Source organism: Pedobacter antarcticus (assembly GCF_900103515.1).
In the GTDB taxonomy this organism is placed as follows: Bacteria; Bacteroidota; Bacteroidia; order Sphingobacteriales; family Sphingobacteriaceae; genus Pedobacter; species Pedobacter antarcticus.
In genome coordinates this window covers 192,137-212,595 of record NZ_FNGZ01000001.1, presented here as the reverse complement: position 1 = coordinate 212,595, position 20,459 = coordinate 192,137, and the positions used below count along the sequence as shown (strand labels likewise).

The 20,459-nt window shown below is 39.5% G+C and carries 17 protein-coding genes and 1 riboswitch; of the genes, 6 read left to right on the top strand and 11 right to left on the bottom strand.

The window, feature by feature from the left end; all coding sequences use genetic code 11:
• Window positions 1-21: 21 nt before the first annotated feature.
• On the bottom strand, window positions 22-2,430 hold the full coding sequence (locus tag BLR53_RS00925; protein WP_074586333.1) for an outer membrane beta-barrel family protein: 2,409 nt from the start codon (window positions 2,428-2,430) through the stop codon (window positions 22-24).
• A gap of 178 nt (window positions 2,431-2,608) precedes the next feature.
• Between BLR53_RS00925 and efp the strand changes: the two genes are divergently transcribed.
• Window positions 2,609-3,169, top strand: a complete 561-nt coding sequence (gene efp, locus BLR53_RS00920; protein WP_037444734.1) for an elongation factor P — start codon at window positions 2,609-2,611, stop codon at window positions 3,167-3,169.
• Between the two features lie 96 nt (window positions 3,170-3,265).
• On the opposite strand, the gene BLR53_RS00915 is transcribed toward efp, so the two are convergent.
• Both BLR53_RS00915 and BLR53_RS00910 read right to left on the bottom strand, forming a co-directional pair.
• Entirely contained in the window at window positions 3,266-4,699 is a 1,434-nt protein-coding gene (locus tag BLR53_RS00915) for a SusD/RagB family nutrient-binding outer membrane lipoprotein (protein ID WP_074586330.1), read from the bottom strand.
• A gap of 10 nt (window positions 4,700-4,709) precedes the next feature.
• Complete coding sequence (locus BLR53_RS00910; RefSeq protein WP_074586327.1) at window positions 4,710-7,883, bottom strand: SusC/RagA family TonB-linked outer membrane protein; 3,174 nt, start codon at window positions 7,881-7,883, stop codon at window positions 4,710-4,712.
• Window positions 7,884-8,179: 296 nt separating this feature from the next.
• Window positions 8,180-8,287, bottom strand: a riboswitch (SAM riboswitch).
• A 138-nt stretch (window positions 8,288-8,425) separates the two neighbouring features.
• On the opposite strand from BLR53_RS00910, the gene BLR53_RS00905 reads away from it, so the two are divergent.
• The gene (locus BLR53_RS00905; RefSeq protein ID WP_074586324.1) at window positions 8,426-8,659 is read left to right on the top strand and encodes a hypothetical protein; all 234 of its coding nucleotides are present in this window, start codon (window positions 8,426-8,428) and stop codon (window positions 8,657-8,659) included.
• Window positions 8,660-8,677: 18 nt separating this feature from the next.
• Here the strand turns inward: BLR53_RS00905 and BLR53_RS00900 are convergent, their stop codons facing one another.
• On the bottom strand, window positions 8,678-9,229 hold the full coding sequence (locus BLR53_RS00900; RefSeq protein WP_074586320.1) for a hypothetical protein: 552 nt from the start codon (window positions 9,227-9,229) through the stop codon (window positions 8,678-8,680).
• Window positions 9,230-9,592: 363 nt separating this feature from the next.
• Between BLR53_RS00900 and BLR53_RS00895 the strand changes: the two genes are divergently transcribed.
• Window positions 9,593-10,165, top strand: coding sequence for a hypothetical protein (locus BLR53_RS00895; RefSeq protein ID WP_037444742.1), 573 nt, complete (start codon window positions 9,593-9,595; stop codon window positions 10,163-10,165).
• A gap of 146 nt (window positions 10,166-10,311) precedes the next feature.
• Here the strand turns inward: BLR53_RS00895 and BLR53_RS00890 are convergent, their stop codons facing one another.
• From BLR53_RS00890 to BLR53_RS00880, 3 genes are all read right to left on the bottom strand, one after another.
• Window positions 10,312-11,502: an MFS transporter gene (locus BLR53_RS00890; RefSeq protein WP_037444743.1), complete on the bottom strand. Its 1,191-nt coding sequence runs from the start codon at window positions 11,500-11,502 to the stop codon at window positions 10,312-10,314.
• 3 nt (window positions 11,503-11,505) lie between these two features.
• Window positions 11,506-12,852 (bottom strand): amidohydrolase, encoded by a 1,347-nt coding sequence (locus BLR53_RS00885; RefSeq protein ID WP_074586316.1) that lies wholly within the window; start codon window positions 12,850-12,852, stop codon window positions 11,506-11,508.
• Between the two features lie 81 nt (window positions 12,853-12,933).
• Window positions 12,934-13,782, bottom strand: a complete 849-nt coding sequence (locus tag BLR53_RS00880) for a helix-turn-helix domain-containing protein (protein WP_074586312.1) — start codon at window positions 13,780-13,782, stop codon at window positions 12,934-12,936.
• A gap of 223 nt (window positions 13,783-14,005) precedes the next feature.
• Between BLR53_RS00880 and BLR53_RS00875 the strand changes: the two genes are divergently transcribed.
• Together BLR53_RS00875 and BLR53_RS19745 are read left to right on the top strand one after the other, a co-directional pair.
• Window positions 14,006-14,503, top strand: coding sequence for a DUF892 family protein (locus BLR53_RS00875; protein WP_074586308.1), 498 nt, complete (start codon window positions 14,006-14,008; stop codon window positions 14,501-14,503).
• 77 nt (window positions 14,504-14,580) lie between these two features.
• A complete protein-coding gene (locus BLR53_RS19745) occupies window positions 14,581-14,733 on the top strand; it encodes a lmo0937 family membrane protein (protein WP_139218388.1) in 153 nt (50 codons plus the stop codon).
• A 159-nt stretch (window positions 14,734-14,892) separates the two neighbouring features.
• Here BLR53_RS19745 and BLR53_RS00870 read toward each other — a convergent pair whose 3' ends face one another.
• Entirely contained in the window at window positions 14,893-15,264 is a 372-nt protein-coding gene (locus BLR53_RS00870) for a hypothetical protein (RefSeq protein WP_037444753.1), read from the bottom strand.
• A 195-nt stretch (window positions 15,265-15,459) separates the two neighbouring features.
• On the opposite strand from BLR53_RS00870, the gene BLR53_RS00865 reads away from it, so the two are divergent.
• Window positions 15,460-16,206, top strand: a complete 747-nt coding sequence (locus BLR53_RS00865; RefSeq protein ID WP_074586304.1) for a sulfite exporter TauE/SafE family protein — start codon at window positions 15,460-15,462, stop codon at window positions 16,204-16,206.
• Between the two features lie 30 nt (window positions 16,207-16,236).
• Here the strand turns inward: BLR53_RS00865 and BLR53_RS00860 are convergent, their stop codons facing one another.
• From BLR53_RS00860 to BLR53_RS00850, 3 genes are all read right to left on the bottom strand, one after another.
• Window positions 16,237-16,665, bottom strand: a complete 429-nt coding sequence (locus tag BLR53_RS00860; RefSeq protein WP_143007792.1) for a hypothetical protein — start codon at window positions 16,663-16,665, stop codon at window positions 16,237-16,239.
• 139 nt (window positions 16,666-16,804) lie between these two features.
• Window positions 16,805-17,992, bottom strand: coding sequence for an OmpA family protein (locus tag BLR53_RS00855; RefSeq protein WP_234797498.1), 1,188 nt, complete (start codon window positions 17,990-17,992; stop codon window positions 16,805-16,807).
• 78 nt (window positions 17,993-18,070) lie between these two features.
• Window positions 18,071-20,455, bottom strand: a complete 2,385-nt coding sequence (locus BLR53_RS00850; protein WP_074586295.1) for a GumC family protein — start codon at window positions 20,453-20,455, stop codon at window positions 18,071-18,073.
• Between the last annotated feature and the right edge of the window lie 4 nt (window positions 20,456-20,459).

The following is a 20,459-nucleotide window of genomic DNA, read 5'->3' as shown; positions in this document are numbered from 1 at the left end:
GTCTATTTCGGCAATCTTTAACTACGACAGCCTTTGTTTAATTGCTTCGTATCCTGCATCCCTGTCTCTTTTGCTTTTAACAGAAGATTTGCCGAAGCTATAGCTTACAGACAGTGCTGCGCTTCTAGTGTCATAGTAATTCATATCAACAATACTCAGTTCGTTTAGCAGTACTTTATACCGGTCTTTATTACTCTTCAATAAGTCCTGTGCGGATAAAGTGATATTCCACGGGCCCGATGATTTCCTCAACCTTATTTCGGTTTCCAGTCTGTTTCCGATTGCTGTGTTTACAATAGTTACGGGAAAAGTATTATTCGCAATTACAGTACAGAAAAGAGATTCCTTTTTAGAAAGCGTAAAAGTTTGATTGGTAGAGATACTCAATAACATGGTCTTGTTATCGATAATCACATCATTCGCATATTTCCCCTTTGATACCACATATCCAGTTAGCGTCGTACCTGTAAATTTCCACCACGGTAAAATCTGGTTATAATAGGTAATCGTATTGGAATAGCTGTATTTATTCCCGTAGTTAACTTTCTTGTTCGCGATAATATTGCCCGAAGGATTATAAGGAAGTGCATAAAACTCGTCCAGTAACTGGCCAGCCGCAAACTGGACAGAAAATGTGCCATTTTGACTACTAAACGTATGATTAAGCTCCTGTCTGTAATATTTAGACGGAGACAAAAATGGATTTCCCTCAAAATAAGTCTGATCGGTAGTATAAGTACGGAACGGATTAACATCCCAGTAACCAGGTCGGGTGATTCTGCTGGAGAGCGCAAGCACAAATGATCTGTTCTGGCTGGTTGTATATTTCAGAAAGGCAGTAGGAAAAACATTAACATAGTTTCTGTCTACTTCCTTTACACCTTCCAGCCATCCTGTTGCAACTGTATTTTCCAAACGCAAGCCCAGCTGATATGACCATTTTGCACTGACCATATGCTTTATCAGTCCATATAAAGAATTGATATTTTCCTGATACCTGAAAAGATTACTTCTGCTCAAATCTTTCACCCAGTTATCATCTCCGTTTCTGTTTTCGAAAAGAAGGGTATTATCAATATTGGAGAAGGATAATTTTGACCCAAATTCTACACCGACACGTTTATTAACCGGCCATTCAAAATCAACTTTAACCGATTGATTACTGATTTTCTGCGGAGATGCACTTCTAAACCAATCTTCTGTGAACAGTGGTTGTTGCGTGCCAAGGTCTAAAGCATTCGTCTTACTTACCGAGTTGTTTTTAGCAGTGTATTCCAGTGCATCAAAATCAATGCTGATTTTTTTGCCGGAAGAATCCAGTTTGCCCTGGTAGTTCAGGTTAAGTGAAAAAGTCTGTGAACTCAAATTATCCCTGTTATTCGTTTTGCTGAGTGAGTCCGTGTCCGGGTAATAATCGCGTCTGAATGCATCCCGCGTTTCCTTGTGCCAGCTACCTGCATAATCAAATAATAAACCGACTACATGATTTTCATTAATCTCACGATCAATTCCAAGATTCGCACCGGGATATAGGTTCTGAAAATCAGTATTAGAGGTAATATTCCGGTGTAAAAGACTTTTCGTACCGGAGGCAGGATAATATATATCTTTTTTAAACTCAGGCTGCCTGCTCCGGTTACCCATAGAAAAATCTGAGTATACATTCCATTTCCCCTGACGGTTATTCAAATAGACACTGGCACCCTGCGAATTAACGGCAGTCTGCCTGGAACTAAGCACGGTATTCCCGACCAGCCCCTCTTCCTTATTCTTTTTGGTCAGGATGTTAATAATTCCTGCGCCACCTTCTGCATCGTATTTGCTCGGTGGTGTAGTTATAACTTCAATTGCATCCAGATTATCTGACGGAATACTGCTTAAATAATTTTTCAGCGCATTACCGCTAAGCACTTTTCGCTTATTATTAATGTATACAATCGCACCTGAAGTACCGCTGATCTGTATGGTTCCGTCCGAGGAAACATTTACCAGTGGTGTTTTTTCAATAACATCCCAGATATTGTTTCCGAACACCAGGTCCGTTTCTCCGACATTAAAACGCAGGCGATCAATTTCACGTTGAAAAACAGGCTTTTTGGCTGTTACAACCACTTCTTTCAGGTCGCCAATACGACGCAGAGAAATATCAGGTAAGGTATTTGCATCGACCACAGCAAGAAAGGTAGTATCCTTAAAAGCTATATTCTTCACCGAAATAGTATACGCTCCATTTTTAAGATCCGGAAATTGATAATGGCCTAAACTGTCTGTGATAGTATTTCCGATTATCACGTTGCCTTTTTTAATACTGACTATTGCCAATTCCACGGGTTCTTTATTTTCGTTGCTAACCTTACCTTTTAAGGATAGTTGAGCTGAGACAGCATGAGGAAGGAGAAGAAGTAATCCCGCTTGTAGAATTTTGTGCATACAATAAATATTAGGTTTTAAGAGGCTGACATTCTTTAGATTAAAGAATTCCTCTACAATATAGGGATTTTCGGAGAAGACAAATAAAAAATTGGCTTGAGACTATTCTGATCAGATTAATCTTATAAATTCAAAAAAGCATTTATCTTTAGGCTCAAATTTTACAATTATATTCTTTATGGCAAAGGCATCTGAAATTAAAGTAGGAAATATTTTACGTTACAACAGTGAACTGGTAACAGTTACAGAATTCATTCACCGTACACCAGGTAAAGGCGGAGCTTTCTACTTAGGTAAATTCCGTAATATTAAAACCGGAAAAATAGTTGAAGCACGTTTAGGAACAGATGAGCAGGTGGAAATATGCCGTGTTGAAACCAATGACTATCAATACCTGTATGAAGACGGTGATTATTTTGTGGTAATGGATAATGAAACATTTGATCAGTTTAACATTCCTAAAGCATTATTTGGACCGGCTGCTAAATATTTAAAAGAAGGAATGAGCGTAGTGGTTTCTTTTGAAAGCGAAGAACCTATTATGGCCCTTACACCGAATTTTGTAGAACTGGAAATTACTTATGCGGAACCAGCTGTAAAAGGTGATACTTCTTCAGGTGCATTAAAATATGCCACATTAGAAAATGGAGTCGAAGTTAAGGTACCTTTGTTTGTGAATCAAGGTGATAAAGTTAAAATAGACACCCGTACAGGTGAATACATAGAGCGTGTAAAATAATTTACATTCAAAAAAGCATCACGGATATCCTAAAATGCCCCCAAAAAGTGAGACACTTTCCGGGGGCATTTTTATGACTCAGAATTGGCCTTTCAGCTAATTCACATCAAACCATAACTTAGTGGTCAGCAGGTCGGGACCCTGGCTCGCAACTGCATTTTTATAGCTTTGAATATTTAAAGATTGTTCTGTTCCGGGGTAAATGAAACGTACCGGAATTTCGCCATTTAAAACCGTGTTAACCGAGGCTTTCAGCACCGGATAATCCAACCTGCGCCTCTCGGCCCAGGCCTCAAGGCCCTGCCCAAATAAAGCCAGCCATTTTTGTTCACCGATTGATTTCTTGTAGTTACCCGGATCATATTGAGCGAAGGGCTGAGCTACATAAGCTGCCGCAGCGGCATCAGAAATATTATACTGTCTGAAAGACGCTTTAATCCCCTGCTGATAAAGATCTGCAGCATTTTCAGTTGTGAATCCCCTGGCGGCAGCTTCTGCCCTGTCAAACAGTAATTCTGCATAACTGAAGATTACAGCCGGGGCCTGAGGTAAAAGAAAGTAAGCGCCTGGCTTAGATACCTTTGCAAAACCTAATGCACTCGCTTCAGAGTTCGTTAGTCCGTTTGGTAAACCAACATACTCTTCTGGTGTAGGCGTCTGCGTCTTACTGGCATAAACTGCTAGTCTGGGATCTTTAAGCTCGGACAACTTATCGACGATTGTTTTGCTGATCCGGTAATCGTCACGGGTTTCAAACTGTGCGCTAATCGGATTCTGTTGAGGAGAGGTCTGATAAATTAACTGTGCTATATCTGCATTCTCACTAATCAATGCATCATTATCTGCCTTAATCTCATCAAATACTTGTTTTGCTTTTGCAGGTTCCCGGTCTGCGATACGCAGTGCAATCCGGACCCGGAGTGAGTTAGCCAGTTTTTTCCAGCGCGAAATATCTCCATTATAAATAATATCGCCTCCGATTGCCTTGCCAGCCGGATTGAGTACCGTTTTAGCGGCTTTCAGATCTTCCAGCAAGCCGAAATATATATCTTTTTGTTTGTCATAAGCAGGCGTAATAAACTCGTTTAGTTTCCCGGCCTCTGTATAAGGCACATCGCCATACGCATCTGTCAGCAGAAGAAACACCCATGAACGTAAGACCAGGCCAACGCCCCGGTAATTCGGATTATCCTGTGCATCGCCGGCTTCGATTATCTTGTTAAAAGCAATGATACCTTGAGAATAACCATTTGACCACAATGTAGTCAAACTACTATTCGAATAGATAAAGCGATCTTCCTCTGTATATTGAACCTTTGCAAATTGCTGAGAAAAAAGCAGGCTTGAATTCATATTATTGGTAGTTCCCCAATATACATCTGCTGTGTTTTTAATTGCGCCTGTCAACAGATAATCAGGCTGTGCTTTTTCAGTTGCATTTGGATTGATATTAATTTTATCCAGTTCCTTTGCGCAGGACGCCAGGGAGAATGCCAGTGCAGCTATGATATATAGTTTATTATTTTTCATGTCCAGATTATTAAATTTTGATGTTAATGTTGAAGCCGTAGCTTCGTGTCGTCGGATTTGACAAACTTTCCAGTCCCTGCCCGTTTCCGGTATTAAAAGCAACTTCAGGATCTATGTCAGTAACGTTGCGGTGAATTATCAGAAGATTACGGCCAACTAAAGAAACTGAGACTCCCTGAAGATTTAAAGGACGAATCCATTTGGCTGGTAAATTATAGCTCAATTTCACCTCTCTTAATTTGACATAAGAAGCATCAAAAATATTGGCCTCATCTATTGTACGGAATGACTTATAATATTGCTGTGCAGGCAGAACTTTTTCATTTGGCTTACCGTCGGCACTCACACCATTAAATACGATACCATCATCATAAACAACAGCGCCAGTTGGAGCAGCAGCCCCATTGCCCACCCGGACAGTACCATTAGCTTTTTTATTATCCGGATAGTAATACGATATGCCGCCAAATTCGGCGCCCCTTCCCGGAAGTGTAGATGCCAATACACCTGTATAAGTACCAGTAGCATAAGTGCCATTGTAAATTGAACCTCCGATACTCGCATCGATAAGTACACCAAGGCTTAGTCCTTTATAACTAAAAGTATTTGAAATGCCACCTATCCAATCTGGTGTATATTTTCCCAATACCTTTTTAGAGGGATCTGTTTGTGGCGCGCCTGTAGAGTTAACGATAATATTTCCGCCGGCATCTCTCAGAAAAGCATTTCCAAATAAGGTACCATAAGGCTGTCCAACAGACGCAATTACCTGAGCAGAGTTAGTAGCAACTACGTAATTTTGCAGAAGTCCGGCATCATCCAGTGAAATGACTCTGCTCCTGTTCGCCGCAAAATTAACATCAACATCCCAGGTGAAAGCTTTTTTAACAGGAGTTACACCTAATTGAACCTCAATACCTTTGTTATTTATCTTTCCGGCATTCAGCAGTTTAGACTTAAAACCCGTGCTCTGACTCACATCTACGCTCAAGATCTGATCATAACTATTTGTATTATATAAACTCAGGTCCAAACGGACTCTTTTGTTAAAGAAACTCGCTTCTGCTCCTAATTCAGTTGAAGTCGTTGTTTCCGGTTTTAAATTAGGGTTAAGATCTGTTGTGGAAGGACTCAACTGTGGATTGGACCCAAATGGGGCACTAAAACCGTAAGTGTTAATTAAACGGTAAGGATCTGCATCTTTACCAACTTTAGACCAGCCTCCGCGAATTTTGGCGTAATCAAGTACCTCACTCTTAATATCCAGAGCCTCCGTTAAAACAAAGCTTCCGTTAAATGAAGGATAAAAATAAGACCGGTTTTGCGCCGGTAAAGTAGAAGACCAATCATTACGTGCCGTAATATTTGCAAAAAGATAATTTCTGAAACCAAGTTGCGCGGAAGAATAAATACTGTAAGATTTCAGCTTATTATAAATATTTGACGAAGTGAGCGGATCACGTGAGTTATTCAGCGCATACAAACCGGCTACTGCAAGACGCGGTGCACTCTGATCATTCTGCTCGATATACCTCGACCGGATATTTGCCCCTACGAGTGCTTCTAGTGTAAAGTCAGAACTTAGTTTTTTATTAAGATTCAGCGTCCCATCTGTATTAGTCTCACTAACAGTGAAAGCACTTTCTGTATAAGAGCCGAAAGGCGATCCGTTCGTACCGTAAGCTACACGAACCTTTCTGCGGTCATTATAATAATCTGTACCTGTACGAAAATTAAAGTCCAGACCATCAATAATTTTGTAATTCAGACCTACGCTTCCAATTAAACGGTTTCTGTTTTGGGACACCGTATTTTCGTAGGCAACCCAGTAAGGATTAGAATAGTAGCTATTATTCCAGTTGAACGTATTTCCGTCTTCATCCAGATAATTTTTGAGCTCATTAATATCTACCTGTCTTCCAAACCAAGCGAACTGAAGCATTGTACTCGTAGACCTTGAGCCACCAGTTCCAGGAAGATTGTCTGAGCCAAGTTTGCTATAATTAGCATTGGCGGTGAGACTCAATTTCGGTGTAAGCCTTAATGTTGTGTTCAAGGTCACTGAATTTTTTCCCTGACCTGAATTCGGAACTACACCGACCTGTTTTAAATTATTATATGATAACCGGTAATCAAATTTCTCAGTTGCATCTGCAATTGCAATACCATTATTCAATGAATATCCTGTCTGAAAGAAATCACGTACATTATCCGGGTGTGCGACAAATGGAACCGCGACACCTTTAGAAAAGAACTGAGGCAATAAACGTCCATCCATTCTTGGTCCCCAGCTTTCATCGACCCCATCATTCAGACCCTTTCCTTTTCCATCTACATAACTGAACAGGCCTTCAGAACCCTGGCCAAATGCATTTTGATAAACAGGCAATGTAGCAATAGTCTCCAGCACAGTATTGGAATTTACTGTGATGCCCACTCCTCGTTTTGATTTACCAGTCTTCGTTTTAATGATGATGACACCAGCCGCAGCACGCGATCCATAAAGCGCAGCTGCATTTGGCCCCTTCAGTACGCTGATCGATTCTATATCGTCTGCATTAATGTCCGAAATGGCATTAGCATAATCACGTGCACCTGCAGAATTCAATTGAGAATTATCCACCGGAATCCCATCTACTACGAACAGAGGCTGGTTATTTCCTGAAATGGAGGTTTCCCCACGTATCACCACTCTTGAGGAACCCATGTCTCCCTGACTGTTCGTTACTCTCACACCGGCGATTTTTCCAGCCAGCGCATTAACTAAATTCGTTTCTTTCGCCTCCGCCAAATCCTGACCCTTGATTTCCTGCACGGCATACCCCAATGATTTTTTTTGCCTGTTAATACCCAGTGCGGTCACGACAACTTCATTAAGCGCATTTTCAGTCGGCTGTAATGTGACCAGTAATGCGCCTGCATTTCTATTAATCTGGAGTTCCTGTACTTGAAAACCTATATAAGAAAACACCAGTATGCTTCTGTCCGGCGCGACAATAGAAAAAGAGCCGTTGATGTCTGTAGCAACCACCTGAGAGGAGCCTTTAAGGGCTACGGACACACCCGGTAATGTCTCCCCCGTGGAGGCTTTAACAACTCCTTTAATAGTGGTATCCTGTGCGAAAGTCAGTTGTGAAAGCAATATCAGGAAGAGTATCGCTGACAGTTTTATACTTTTAAACATAATTATTGATTATTGATGATAAGAAAATTTAGACATACCAATCCCACTGCGGCTTACGTCCGCTTTTTTTTAAACTCGAAATATAACAGGAGGTGTCTTTAAAATTTGTTTGTCCAGACAGCCAATACGTAAACGTAATCCGGTCTGGCTGAGGGTAGATCACTCTTAGGTAATGTTTTTACATCTGTACTCATTTAAATTAAACATCCAATACAATTAAAAGCGGCAAAAAAAAACACCGCTGAAAATCAGAAGTGCTTGCGTTTATGTCAGACATAAATTATTTGCATTCAACTGACTTAACTACCCCGGGCTGTCCCGGGATGGAATTAGCACCATTTCCATTTTCACGGACGGTTGCTAAGGCTTCAAAGGGCCATTCCCTCCACCTTTCTTGATAAGTTCTTTAAAATAACCGGGGCAAATATATCATTCATAATTTAAAAACTACTTATTCTGTAGAATTTATTTGAATATTTTTTATCTGCGCATAATAGCCAGCTATATTTGACTATTTAATTAGTAGCCTAATAAGCTGACCGATGAAAATAAAAAGCTTTTTATTAAGCTTTTTCAGCTTCGCTTTATCAGGCCGCTATATTTTCTCCGGAAGAAAGTATACAGTTTTGCATTTGGTCGATTTTCATTTAAAAATCATCCGCTTTTCCCTCGCTCCTTATTCGATTCTGACCGAAGGAACAGCGAAGGAAGTCCGAAGAAACAGCAAAGGAAGTGGGAAGGAAATGTTAACCACACCAACACAAGACAAGGATTAATCAATAGTTAATTTACATTTATAAGGCCATTATTTCATTCATGTAACCTATATAGGCCTGCTTATAGTTCATATCAGCATGTTCAGGAGACGAAATGTAGGACTTAAAATCTTCCAGATCGCTTTCAGTAAACCCAAGGCGGTTAAAAAGCACCTTGTCCATTTCCCAATTCAAAGGGTTTACTTTCAGAGATTCCATTCGTTTAAATAGCGACAAATTTTCACGAAACTCTCTGTAAGCGACTGTCTGCCGGTAGTAAGCTATATAAGTTACCATTGTCTGATAAGTTGCGGGCCTGCCAATCCTGGCTTCTCCTAATAAAATCTCCCTTAATACAGGTGCTTTCAGCAATTCCACATCAAGACTGTCAAATGTGATATACGTTTTGAGCGTAAGAGTGTCTACGGCAAACAGGCTATCCTTACTTTTTAGCTCGTGTTCCAGAAAATATGGTCTGTCTGAAAGCTTACGCGCACCACTTCTGGATTCCTGTGCAGATAGGGTAAAAGATAAACAGCAAAAGAAAATCAACACGAATACAGATAGGTCACATTTTTTAACAGATTTCATTCAAATAGCTATTGAGCTCGGCATTATTGCGGAGACAAAGATAAACTAAACAGGATATTCGCTATATAAAACCTTAAGAGCTTTAGAAATTGATAGATTTTTTTCTCAGTCCAACCTAAACTCACAGCTCAAGCCTGATCGACTTTTCCATTTTGCCAGATAAGGAATTTGGATGAAGCTTTAACCAGTTGCTTACGCAAAATGAATGCATCTATGGGGAAATATACAAAATACTATATAGGTATTTAGTATTTGTAGAGTTAGTTAGATTTTAAATAGGAAAAATTTCAACAAAAACTATGATCATGTTCAAATAGAATCAAATGTTATCTTTTATATAAAAGATATTTGCTTAATTGTACTATGCAAGAACTACATAAAAAATTATTGTCTATGCGGGCTACCCAGTTCCACGATATTACGGCCTTCAAAGATCTTTTTGTAGAACTTACAGTCAGAAAGGGAATGTCACTGGACAACAGTGGATATTCATATCCTACTTTATACTATGTAGAAGAGGGACTGGTGATGGGTAGCTGCATCATCAACGAACTAACCTATCCTTCCTGGATAATCGACAACGGATTTATATCGCCTGCCGGGGTCTTTTCCAATCAGTTACCATTCGAAGAAAATATACAGGCAATTGAAGAATCACGGGTGTATGCACTAGAGATGAATACAGCGGAATTGATACTTCGGGACAGTCCATATTTATGTAAGCTATTTTTAGAAATACAGGAAGAAAGCCTTCATTTAGCCAAAGAAAGAGAGATCCTGCTCCGAATGACAAATGCGAAAGAAAGATTTAACGCCTTTGCTAAAAACCAGAGATCAGTTCTGTTCAGGGTTAATGCAGCGATATTAGCTAAGTTGCTTAATATGAGCAAAAACCACTTGTTTAAGATTAAGAAATCATACTTGCTGAGAAAATAAATTAAAACAGAACCCAGGATATAAGTTTACATTTAGCTATACAACTAAATGTAAACTTGAGTATACTCAACATACAAGTGATGAAATCTCCCCCGCTGTCACGATGAAATTTCTCGATATAGAAGGAACATTGCACTAAAATTTCCTCAATTGTCGTCAACGGTCAGGTCAACTCTCCCGTATAGCAAATGCGCTCCAAGAGCCAGAAACGTAAAAAATAAACCAACCATAACGACCCCATCCCATTGGTAATATCCCCAGGCTAAAGATGCCAGATAAGTACCTATCGAACCACCTATAAAGTAACTAAACATATAAACTGTATTCAGGCGATTGGTCGCTCCCAGATTTAAGGCAAAAAAACCAGCCTGATTCATAATATGCATGGATTGTAAACCCAGATCAATAAGTATTATGCCGCAAATTAGCCCGATATATGTATACCCGGCAAAATAGAAAACTACCCAACTCAAAATAAGCATCATAATTGCTGCCAGAACAATAGTGAAAGGTTTTACGCTTTTACTAATTCTACCGACTAGTGCTGCTGCCAGCGCACCGGCGGCACCAATTATTCCAAATGATCCGGCAACTGCAGCGCCCGCATAAAATGGCGGACCCTTCAAATGAAACACCAATATCGTCCAGAATGCACTGAATGCAGCGAAGCCCACCGCTCCGCGGAATGCTGCAAGGCGAAGTACGGGCTGAGTTCTGGTCAAATGAATAAGGGATTTCATCAAAGCAGTATAACTGCCTTTAAATGACGGCGGAACTTCAGGTAATTTTACAGCGACCATTCCAGCCAGGATTACCATCAGTGCTGCAGCAATATAGTACATCGCTTTCCAACCCCATAAATCCCCGACAAAGCCACTGACCACTCGAGACAAGAGAATACCAATTAACAACCCGCTCATAACCATCCCGATTGCAGAGCTCTGCTTTTCTCTTTTGGCTAGTTCTGCAGCCATCGGAACAAACATCTGTGGGATTACCGAGGTAAAACCAACTGTAAAACTTGCAAGTAACAGCCAACCGAGGTTTGGAGCTAAGGTCATTCCGAGCAAGGAAAGGATGATAAAACAAAAATCAATCAGAATAAGCCGTTTTCTAAGAAACATATCACCCAGAGGGACAATGAAGAGTAATCCAAATGCGTAACCTACTTGTGTAAGCATTGCAATATTGCTCACCTGACTTTCAGTCACAGACAGATCTCTGGCGATCAAACCCAATAAAGGCTGGTTATAATAGTTATTTCCAACCACCAGCCCGCTGGCAATAGTCATTAGCCATAATGTAGTCTTAGTGAGTTCTGGTTTATTCTGTTTCATTATTTAGTATACAATATTTCCACGATGGACCAACGATTTCACGGGTGATATTCTGGAAACCGCTTCTGCTGAACAACTAGCATCTATAAGCACGAAATCTGCTGTATCACCAGCCTTCGGCCAAACCTGATTTCCTTTGTCGTCTAATGGCAGAACATGATGAGTAGCCAATCTCAGACTTCTGGAAAGGTCGAACTCATTACGATACCCGTATAACTGTGCAGAAAGATTCGTTTTCTGCAATATACTACCACTTCCAAATGTACTCCACCAGTCAATAATACAATCGTTCCCTGCCATGACGTCTACTCCATATTTATAAAGCGTAGGGATTGGCATCACATTGCGTGTGAATGGTATAGTTGAAGTAATACCAACTTTCGCGTTGCCCAGTTTTTCCGCTATCTCTTCTGTTTTAGCCGCATCAAGATTCGCCAGCGCAAAGCTATGACTTATAAATGTTTTACCTTTTAACTTTGGGTTCTCCACTACTTTATCTATCAGATAATTTATGGTTTTCATTCCTGACTCTCCCGCTTCATGCAGATGTATGTCGATACCTTTATTATTATCCAGCGCAAGCTGAACAACCAGGTCCATATGTTTTTCTATGGCACCGTCTATGGTATAAGGATCCAGTCCACCTATAAAATCTACATCCATTTTTGCAGCTTCCTTCATGAGCTGTTCCGATTTTGTGTAATAAATACCATGTTGCGGGAAAGCCACTATTTCTGCATGAAAAGAGTCTTGTTTATTCTCTAGGGCTTTCTCCAGATGCCTTAACGAGTCAAGTCCAGACGTGGGATCGATATTTACATGTGTCCTGGCGTAGTTTGTGCCGTAACTTTGCATCAGTTCTATCAACTTCTCTGTCCTTGGAATTGACGTTTTAAGCAATTCAGGGATAATTTGCTGTTCATATGCGATCATATCTTTCACAGTCTTTCGTTTATTCGGATTGGCCTTCCAGGGTAAACCATAGCCCGTCTTGTCCAAATGAATATGCATATCCCGAAATGCCGGAAGCATCAATAGTCCCTTTGCATCGATTGCATCTGAATTGGGCTGGTTAGGCAAAATCGACTTAATCTTACCATCACTGACTTGCACAGTAAAAAGGTTTGTTTTGGTATGGCTGACTTCATCATCTTCGTAATCAAAACCGGTTTCCAGTCTGACGTTTTTTAAAATAAAGCCTTTGTTTGCAGCGGATTTAGCTTTTAATAAATCGTTAGGAGATCTGTCCCCGGCAAATGCGGAGGAAGGCCCCAATATACCGGTACCGGCTGCTATCAGAATTGATGAATTTTTTATAAAATCTTTGCGTGAAATTGATTGTACAGACATAATATTCTTTTTTATACAAAGTTATAACCACACCGTGGTTACAGAAGGTCTTATTCATCCCATTACTTGTAAAATTTATAATTATAATGGCAACCTGAATTCTCTCGGGCTGGTGCCGGTCTGCATTTTAAAAAATTTAGAGAAGTAAGCCAGATCATAAAAACCCAATTCATAAGCTATCTCTTTTACCGAATTTTTAGAGGTGAGTAATAATCTTTTAGACTCCAGAATTAATCTGTTATGTATGAATGATGTTGCAGAACTATGAAAGTGTTTTTTACAGAGTATATTAAGATAGTTTGGTGTTATATTTAATTTTTCAGCGTAAAATGCCACCGACCTTTGCTGTTTAAAGTTCAGCTCTATTAAGGAAAGATAGTCGACTAATATCGGTTTAGTTTGATAAGCCGTCAGCCCGGCGAATCTTTCTTCAGCTTCACGGCTAGCCAGTTGCGCAATAATCCTGCATCTGGAGCTGATAATGTCCCACAGCCTGGTTTCCAGGCTTAGTTCTGCCTGAATTTCTTTAAATTCGTATAAAAGCTGCTGAAAGGCTGTCGCGCTAAGTGCCAGTACAGGATTTTCCTGATAGCGTATCAGATCATAACGCAATGAAGTAGCGAAGATCTCAAAGATCCGTTTGCTAATCATTATCTGAAAAGCACGTGTGTTTTCGGATAAGCTCCAGGTATGTACCTGACCCGGGAATAACAGGTGTAGCTGGTGTGAGGAAACGTCGTGTTTTATAAAATCAATAGTATGGGTGCCCCCACCGTTTTCAAATAGCAGAAAAAGGAAGAAGTCGTGCTGATGAGCTTTATCAATCAACCTGGAACCAAAAATTTCATGATACTGAATACTGCCGTCTGACTGCAGATCAATTTGAAAATCGTTGATTCGAAGTACCGGGATGTTGGATTTTGCTTTCACCAGGGGAAATTACAAAATCATTCGATTATAATATAAACTTGTAATTGGCCGGTTATCTTTTTCGACATATGTGTTCATAAGCGGGCTTCATAGCGAATTTTGGGCCGTCGAGCTCAATGTTTTTCACCTTGCCCCTTTTTTAGTTCATAAACGAATAACCTAAACCTATTCGATTTGGTTTTGTTGTCTCATTCTCCTCTACAAAAGCATAAAATTGGAACATATGAACGAAACTACACTAAATCTGTCGGCTGTATATTCTCAACGGTTGGCAGCTCTGATGGACAGGGAAAAGAAATATCTGAAATGTTTCCGTGACATGTCAGCAGCAGCCTTTACCGACGAGTTAAAAACGGCTCTCTCTCCGTCATCTACGGAAATGGATCAGCATATTGAAAGGCTCAAACAATGTATGACACGTCAAAAAATTAAGGGCGCAAACACAAACGACATCCTGACTGACACACTACTAAAGCTGTGTGCTGATTTAATAAAACCCAAAAAAAAATCATCACGTGCAAGAGATATTGACATTTTGGAGTATGGTCAGCTCATCTTTCAGCTGAAAGTTTCTGCTTATCAATCCTTACATCTTATGGCCCTGACTTTACAGCAAGATGAGGATGCTATCTTATTAGAACAGTGCTCAAAAGATAATCAAAACAGCAATAGTTATCTATTGCAAATCTCTGGAAATATTATCTATCCAGAGTCTATGTAGATTATTTTTGAAAAAATCCAAAAACAAAATGCGTTGAAAGCGGTTGTAGATTCGAATCCTAATTAAAACTCAAACCTATGGGAAATTTACTTTATACTATCGCAGTCATACTGGTCATCATTTGGGCCATTAGTTTCTTAGGCGGATATTACACCGGCGGAATTATTCACGTCCTTATTGTAATCGCTATCATTGCAATCATTTTAGGGGTAATCAGACGAGCCGCCTAAATCAGAAAAGGCCCGTTTTAACACCGATCCTAAAGATAAGACACTATCTATGGGTAGAGTAAAACGGGCCTTTTTACTTTTACGAATAAGCCTCAATGTATATTTTGCATTGATTCTACTCAGTGACTGTTGTGTAATCACAAGATAGGGTCATTTTTCCTATATCTTTTTGTATTTAATGTCAAAGTTGCCTTCGGCATGTTTGGCCCGGAAAATGAATTTGTACTGTTCTCCCTTTAGGTTCAGCACCTTTAACTCACCTGAATCTGTCCCTGTAATGTTCTTTGTGAATACCGTTCCGCCTGGAGATTTAACTTCCAGATGAAGTTCGCCCTTTTTCACATTAGCTGTGTAATTAAAAACGAAACTTTCATTTTTATCGAGCTTAACTTTAAAGTCCTGCTTTCCGTTGAAATCTTCGAACTTAGCAAAGCTATGGCCGGGCAGATCACTACCCTCCCAGTTCTTGGTATAATTTTGTGCGTTCAAAAGCAAAACTCCGCATAGGATAGAAATCTTAAGGATTATCATATTTATATATATTAGATAAAGTATCGGCCGCCCTGATTATATTTCTGATAATAATCAGGTACACCAATATTTTATAAGACGCACAGAAGGGTCAAAAGGTTACATTTCAATCGGTTTTTCTTTGCAAAAACCGTATCTTTAATACTCTCGAATCACCAGTTCCAATCCCTATAAATCTAGATTCCTACTCTTTCTATGGAGCTTACTTACCTCTTTATATTAATTATTTCCTTCGTCGCCACTTTAGTCAGATCAACGTTTGGATTTGGCGAATCCTTAATTGCCGTTCCCTTGTTCATTCTGTTTATGCCTTTGGATGTCGCGGTACCGCTATCTGTTTTAATGTCAGTTTTGGTTGCGCTTGTTGTAGTAATTCAGGACCATAGCCAGATTCATATTGACAGCGCGAAATGGTTGATTATTTTTGCAATTTTAGGGATACCAGTCGGGCTGCTAATCTTGATTTACGGCAATGAATTTTGGGTTAAAATTGGACTTGGGATATTAATTATCGCTTATTCAGCTTATGCATTATATGGTAAAAAAAGTATCAAACTCCCAAATGATAATAAATGGTGGTTATTCATCTGTGGATTTCTATCAGGTATTTTGGGAGGTGCTTACGGAGTGAATGGCCCACCTCTTGTTGTCTATGGTAATATGAGAAACTGGAGTGCAAAACACTTCCGCGCCACCCTTCAGGCTTATTTTCTGCCAGCCAGTTTCATCGGAATATTGGGATATATGTTCAAAGGACTTCTAACTTATGAAGTATTCAAATATTTTCTAATCTCATTACCTGCAATTATACCTGCAATTTTTCTAGGAAGGTATCTAAACCAGAAACTTAAAAATGATTCCTTTTTCAAATATGTTTATTATGGTTTAATATTAATAGGCGGGTTTTTAGTAATTAATTCACTGATGAATACTAAAGGATAATCCGGTTAATAATCTAAATGGTATGGGCATCTATTTGGTTAAAGTATATTCCGTCTCAGTTTGTACAGGTGCATCTGCAGGATAACTTATATATTGAATTATTAACACCGACCCTTCAATCTTATAGGTGCCTTTCTCAAACAGTTCGTAATCTATTTTCGTCCTGACGACATTTGAAGTACCTAGTTTCGAAAGAGACTCAGTTAAATTCACTTTCAGTGAATTACCATTGACAATATATTTCCCGTTCACTACTGAATTTTCATCACCACCGGCAAACTCCATAGAGAACTTACCATCTGAACTGAAAATTAGTGTTCTTGTAAATCCTCCGGATAATTTTTCCTGCCATCGATTAACCAATTCATGGTTTGGTTCCCCGTCTTTGTTTTTCTTACACGCAATAAATAAAACCGTCATACAGAGGGTAATGCTGAGGAGAGAAAGCGCTCTTTTCATAATTTGAATAAGGTTTATAAAGGTTAATACTGGTATAACGTAAACCATTCGAAAAACGCTACACATAATTCCAAACAAAAACAGGCAGATCATTTCAAAATGATCTGCCTGTTTTTGTTAAACCCTATTAGCCGATAAATTAATTTGCAATGGTAATCACTGCACGACTTAGGCGAGGATCATCATAAAACATATTATCTACCCCACCTTCATAAGAAACATCGATCAGTGATGATGGTACATCGAACTCTTTTACTAAAATATTGTAGACTGCCTGAGCGCGCTCTTTACTTAGTCGCTCATTAGTCTTTTTAGACCCTGTGCCCTTGTCTGCGTAACCAGTGACACGATATTTAACCTTTGCACCACCGTCTTTAATCACTTTCGCGAGGAATCCGAGGTTTACACGCATTTCATTACTAATGACGCTTTTATTAATTGGAAACGTCAACAGTACAGGTGCAACTATAATATTTTTCTCTACAACTACATCTGTAACAGATTTATTTCCAGCCTGAGCTAATTGTTTACGTAAAATTTCATTATCATTTGCTAAAGTATTTACTTGATCACGCAGTGCATTCAATTCTTTATCACTTTGACGGATAACGGTTGTAGAACTTCTATCCCAATTGCGCTTTTTAAATGTATATTTCAAACCCAGAGCTGCAGTAGCAAGACCATCCTGTTTTCTGTTTCCAGTCTCGCCATCAAACCGGTCATCAACCATACTTCCACGCAGATCTATTGTGATATCAAGGCCGTCACTCACACGGAAGGCATTTAAAATACCAACGTTAGCGCTCACACCGCTTTCCACTGGCCTATCCCATGTGTGCATCCATCCTAAACCCGCATATGGACTTAAAGTATAAACGCGATCTTCTTTGTAACCACTTAAAAGGTTGTTTAAATTGAATAGTACATCACCATGCACGTTGTAATAATTGAATTCTTGTTTTGACAATCGTTTCCCAGCGTCGAACACTTCGCCGGTAGAATGGGCACCATTCTGGGTGAGACCTTTAATTTTAAAACCGTTTACTGCTAAACGTACCGCAACCCCAGGCGAGAACGATTTACCAAGATAAAGTTCAAAGCCCGGAGTCAAACGATCTCCAAACTTCATTTGTTTGTCGTGATCACCGAAGAAAATTTGTGCACCGGCACCAGCACCGATAAACCAGTTGTCAAAAAACCTGTTTGTTTCAACCTTATATTTATCGGTACTTTGCTGAACTACAGTATCTTTTACCGACTCTACAGATTGGCTCCATGCTTCACCACCGCAAAACAAACAGAGCAAAATCATTAATTCTTTTTTCATAATCATAATTGTTTTTGTTTAAAATATTATTGTAAAATCTGGAGGCATTATGGAGCGAATACCACAAATGCACACTTACTAGCGTTTTCCAAATAATTTATCCCAGATAGTCTTTTTGGTTTCGTTCCCATAACCGTAACCATACCCATAACCGTATCCATAGCCGTATCCGTACCCCCCTTTATTCAGACGCACACCATTCAGCAACACTGCCATATGGGAAATTTTTCGTTGATCATATAAGGATTGAATTTCAGGCAGTTGCCTGCGGTCCATCTTTCCTGAGCGGACCACAAAAATTGTTAATTCAGATATACGGTCTACAATTGAAGCATCAGCAACCAAATTGACAGGCACATTGTCTACAATGATATAGTCGTACCTTTTTTTCAATTCAATGATCAATTCATCTAGCCTTGTGCTCAATAAAAGTTCTACAGGATTTGGTGCGATTACACCGATAGGAATAACATCTATTATACCGCCTACAAGACCCTGATAAATAATGTCATCAACAGTTACTTTTGGATTTGCTAAAAAGTTTGTCACACCCAAACCTTTTTCTTTTTGGGCATTTACCCTATTGCTTAGGGTCCCTTTTCGCAGATCTAAATCCAATAACAAGACTTTCTTATTCAAATACCTAAAACTTGCGGCAAGATTAATCGCTGTAAATGTCTTTCCGGCTCCAATATTAAAAGATGTAAAGGTGATTACACGCTGCTCTTTTCCCGCAGCCATAAAACCAATATTTGTCCTGAGAATACGGAATGCTTCAGATGTATAATCCCGTCCTTTTTCCTCAACAACAGCTTCACCTCCTTTATCTTTAAGGGTGAAGGGAATCTCACCCAGAAAGGGCACAGACAATACTTCTTCGATGTCTTTACGGCTGCGTACTCCCGTATCCAACATAAGCATTAATAAAAACACTATAGCTGGCAATGCGATACCGATTCCTACACCTAGTGCTAATTTCTTAATACGGCTAGGATAAATAGGTGCATCCGAACCTGAAGCCGGGTCAATAATCCGGACATTATCTTCTGTCATTGCCTGGTTAATCGCATTTTCTTCGCGTTTATTAAGCAGTAACAGATATAGTTCTTCTTTCACCTTTTGCTGACGCTCTACTGAAAGCATCATCCGCTGTTTCGCTGGAACAGCCATTGCCTTATTTCTTGCTTGTGTTTGTTCTTTTTTTAGATTATTAATCTTTATTTGTAAACCACTAACTGCATTTTCCATCGCCCGGTAGATGTTCTTACGCATGGCTGCGAGGGTTATATTCAGATCTTGAACAATAGGATTTTCAGAACTGCTCCCTTCCAGCAGCCGGTTTCTTCTAAGTGAGGCTGTGTTATATTCATTAATCCGGTTTTCAATATTGACATCTACCAGTCCTGTATTATTAGGAATCAAGTCATCCTTTTTATCTGCATCACGCATATAGTTCTGCATCATCTCTACCAGCTTCAGCTGCGTCTGAACATCGTTACCAGCAGATTCATGTATCATTCCTTCGCTCACATACATCTGACTGGCCGCGTTGACATCAATGCCCTGATTTGATACTTTTAAGTTTTCTAAATTAGACTCTACAGACCCCAGCTCACTTTGTATGATCTGAATCCGATCCATTATAAATTGAGCTGTATTAATTGCAACCTTATTTTTATCTTCGACTGCATCTTCATTATATACTGTAATCAAAGTAGTGATCAGATCATCTGCACGCTGCAGCGAGCTATCTTCTACAAAAACCTGTAATAAAGATGCATCTTCCTCCATTTGCTGAATTTTCAAATTGGCCATATAATAGCCAACCATTGCTTCACGCGGATACTTCCGGACAATTACAGGCTTATCAAAATCCGAAACTTTATATCCAGGTGATCTCGTGATTTTAAGCAGACCTATGGGTGTACGAACGGTTTGGTTTAGTTTAATCTTAAGAACTTGAGACGTATTTCCTTTTGAAAATGAAGAAAGTGCTACGTGATCCTGATCTAAAGCCTCTATTTGTAAGGAAAAACCAACTTCAGGTTTAGCATCTATAAACTGAACTTTAACGGGCGCGTCTTTATAGAGTTCATATTCCCGCAATCCTTTTTTTACAGTATAACTTATATCACCTTCAATCCGATCAATAGTTTTACGCATTAGCTCCTTAGACCGAAGCTGCAGAATCTCACTGGCAACATTTACAGTGTTGTAATAATTAGCCCTTGTGATACGGGTACCCGGCATCGTATTCAGCGGAGTCTTGATCATAATGGTCTCGGAACGGCTATAGATAAATGGTGTCTTACTATACTGATATAGATAATATCCGCCGAATATGAATATTGACAATAAAAACCACTTCCACTGAAAGAGCAGGTACTTCAGAATATCCAGCAAGTTGATGGATTTTTCTTCCTTTGCCTTTGGCATAAGGTTAATGTTATTAAGATTATCCATACAG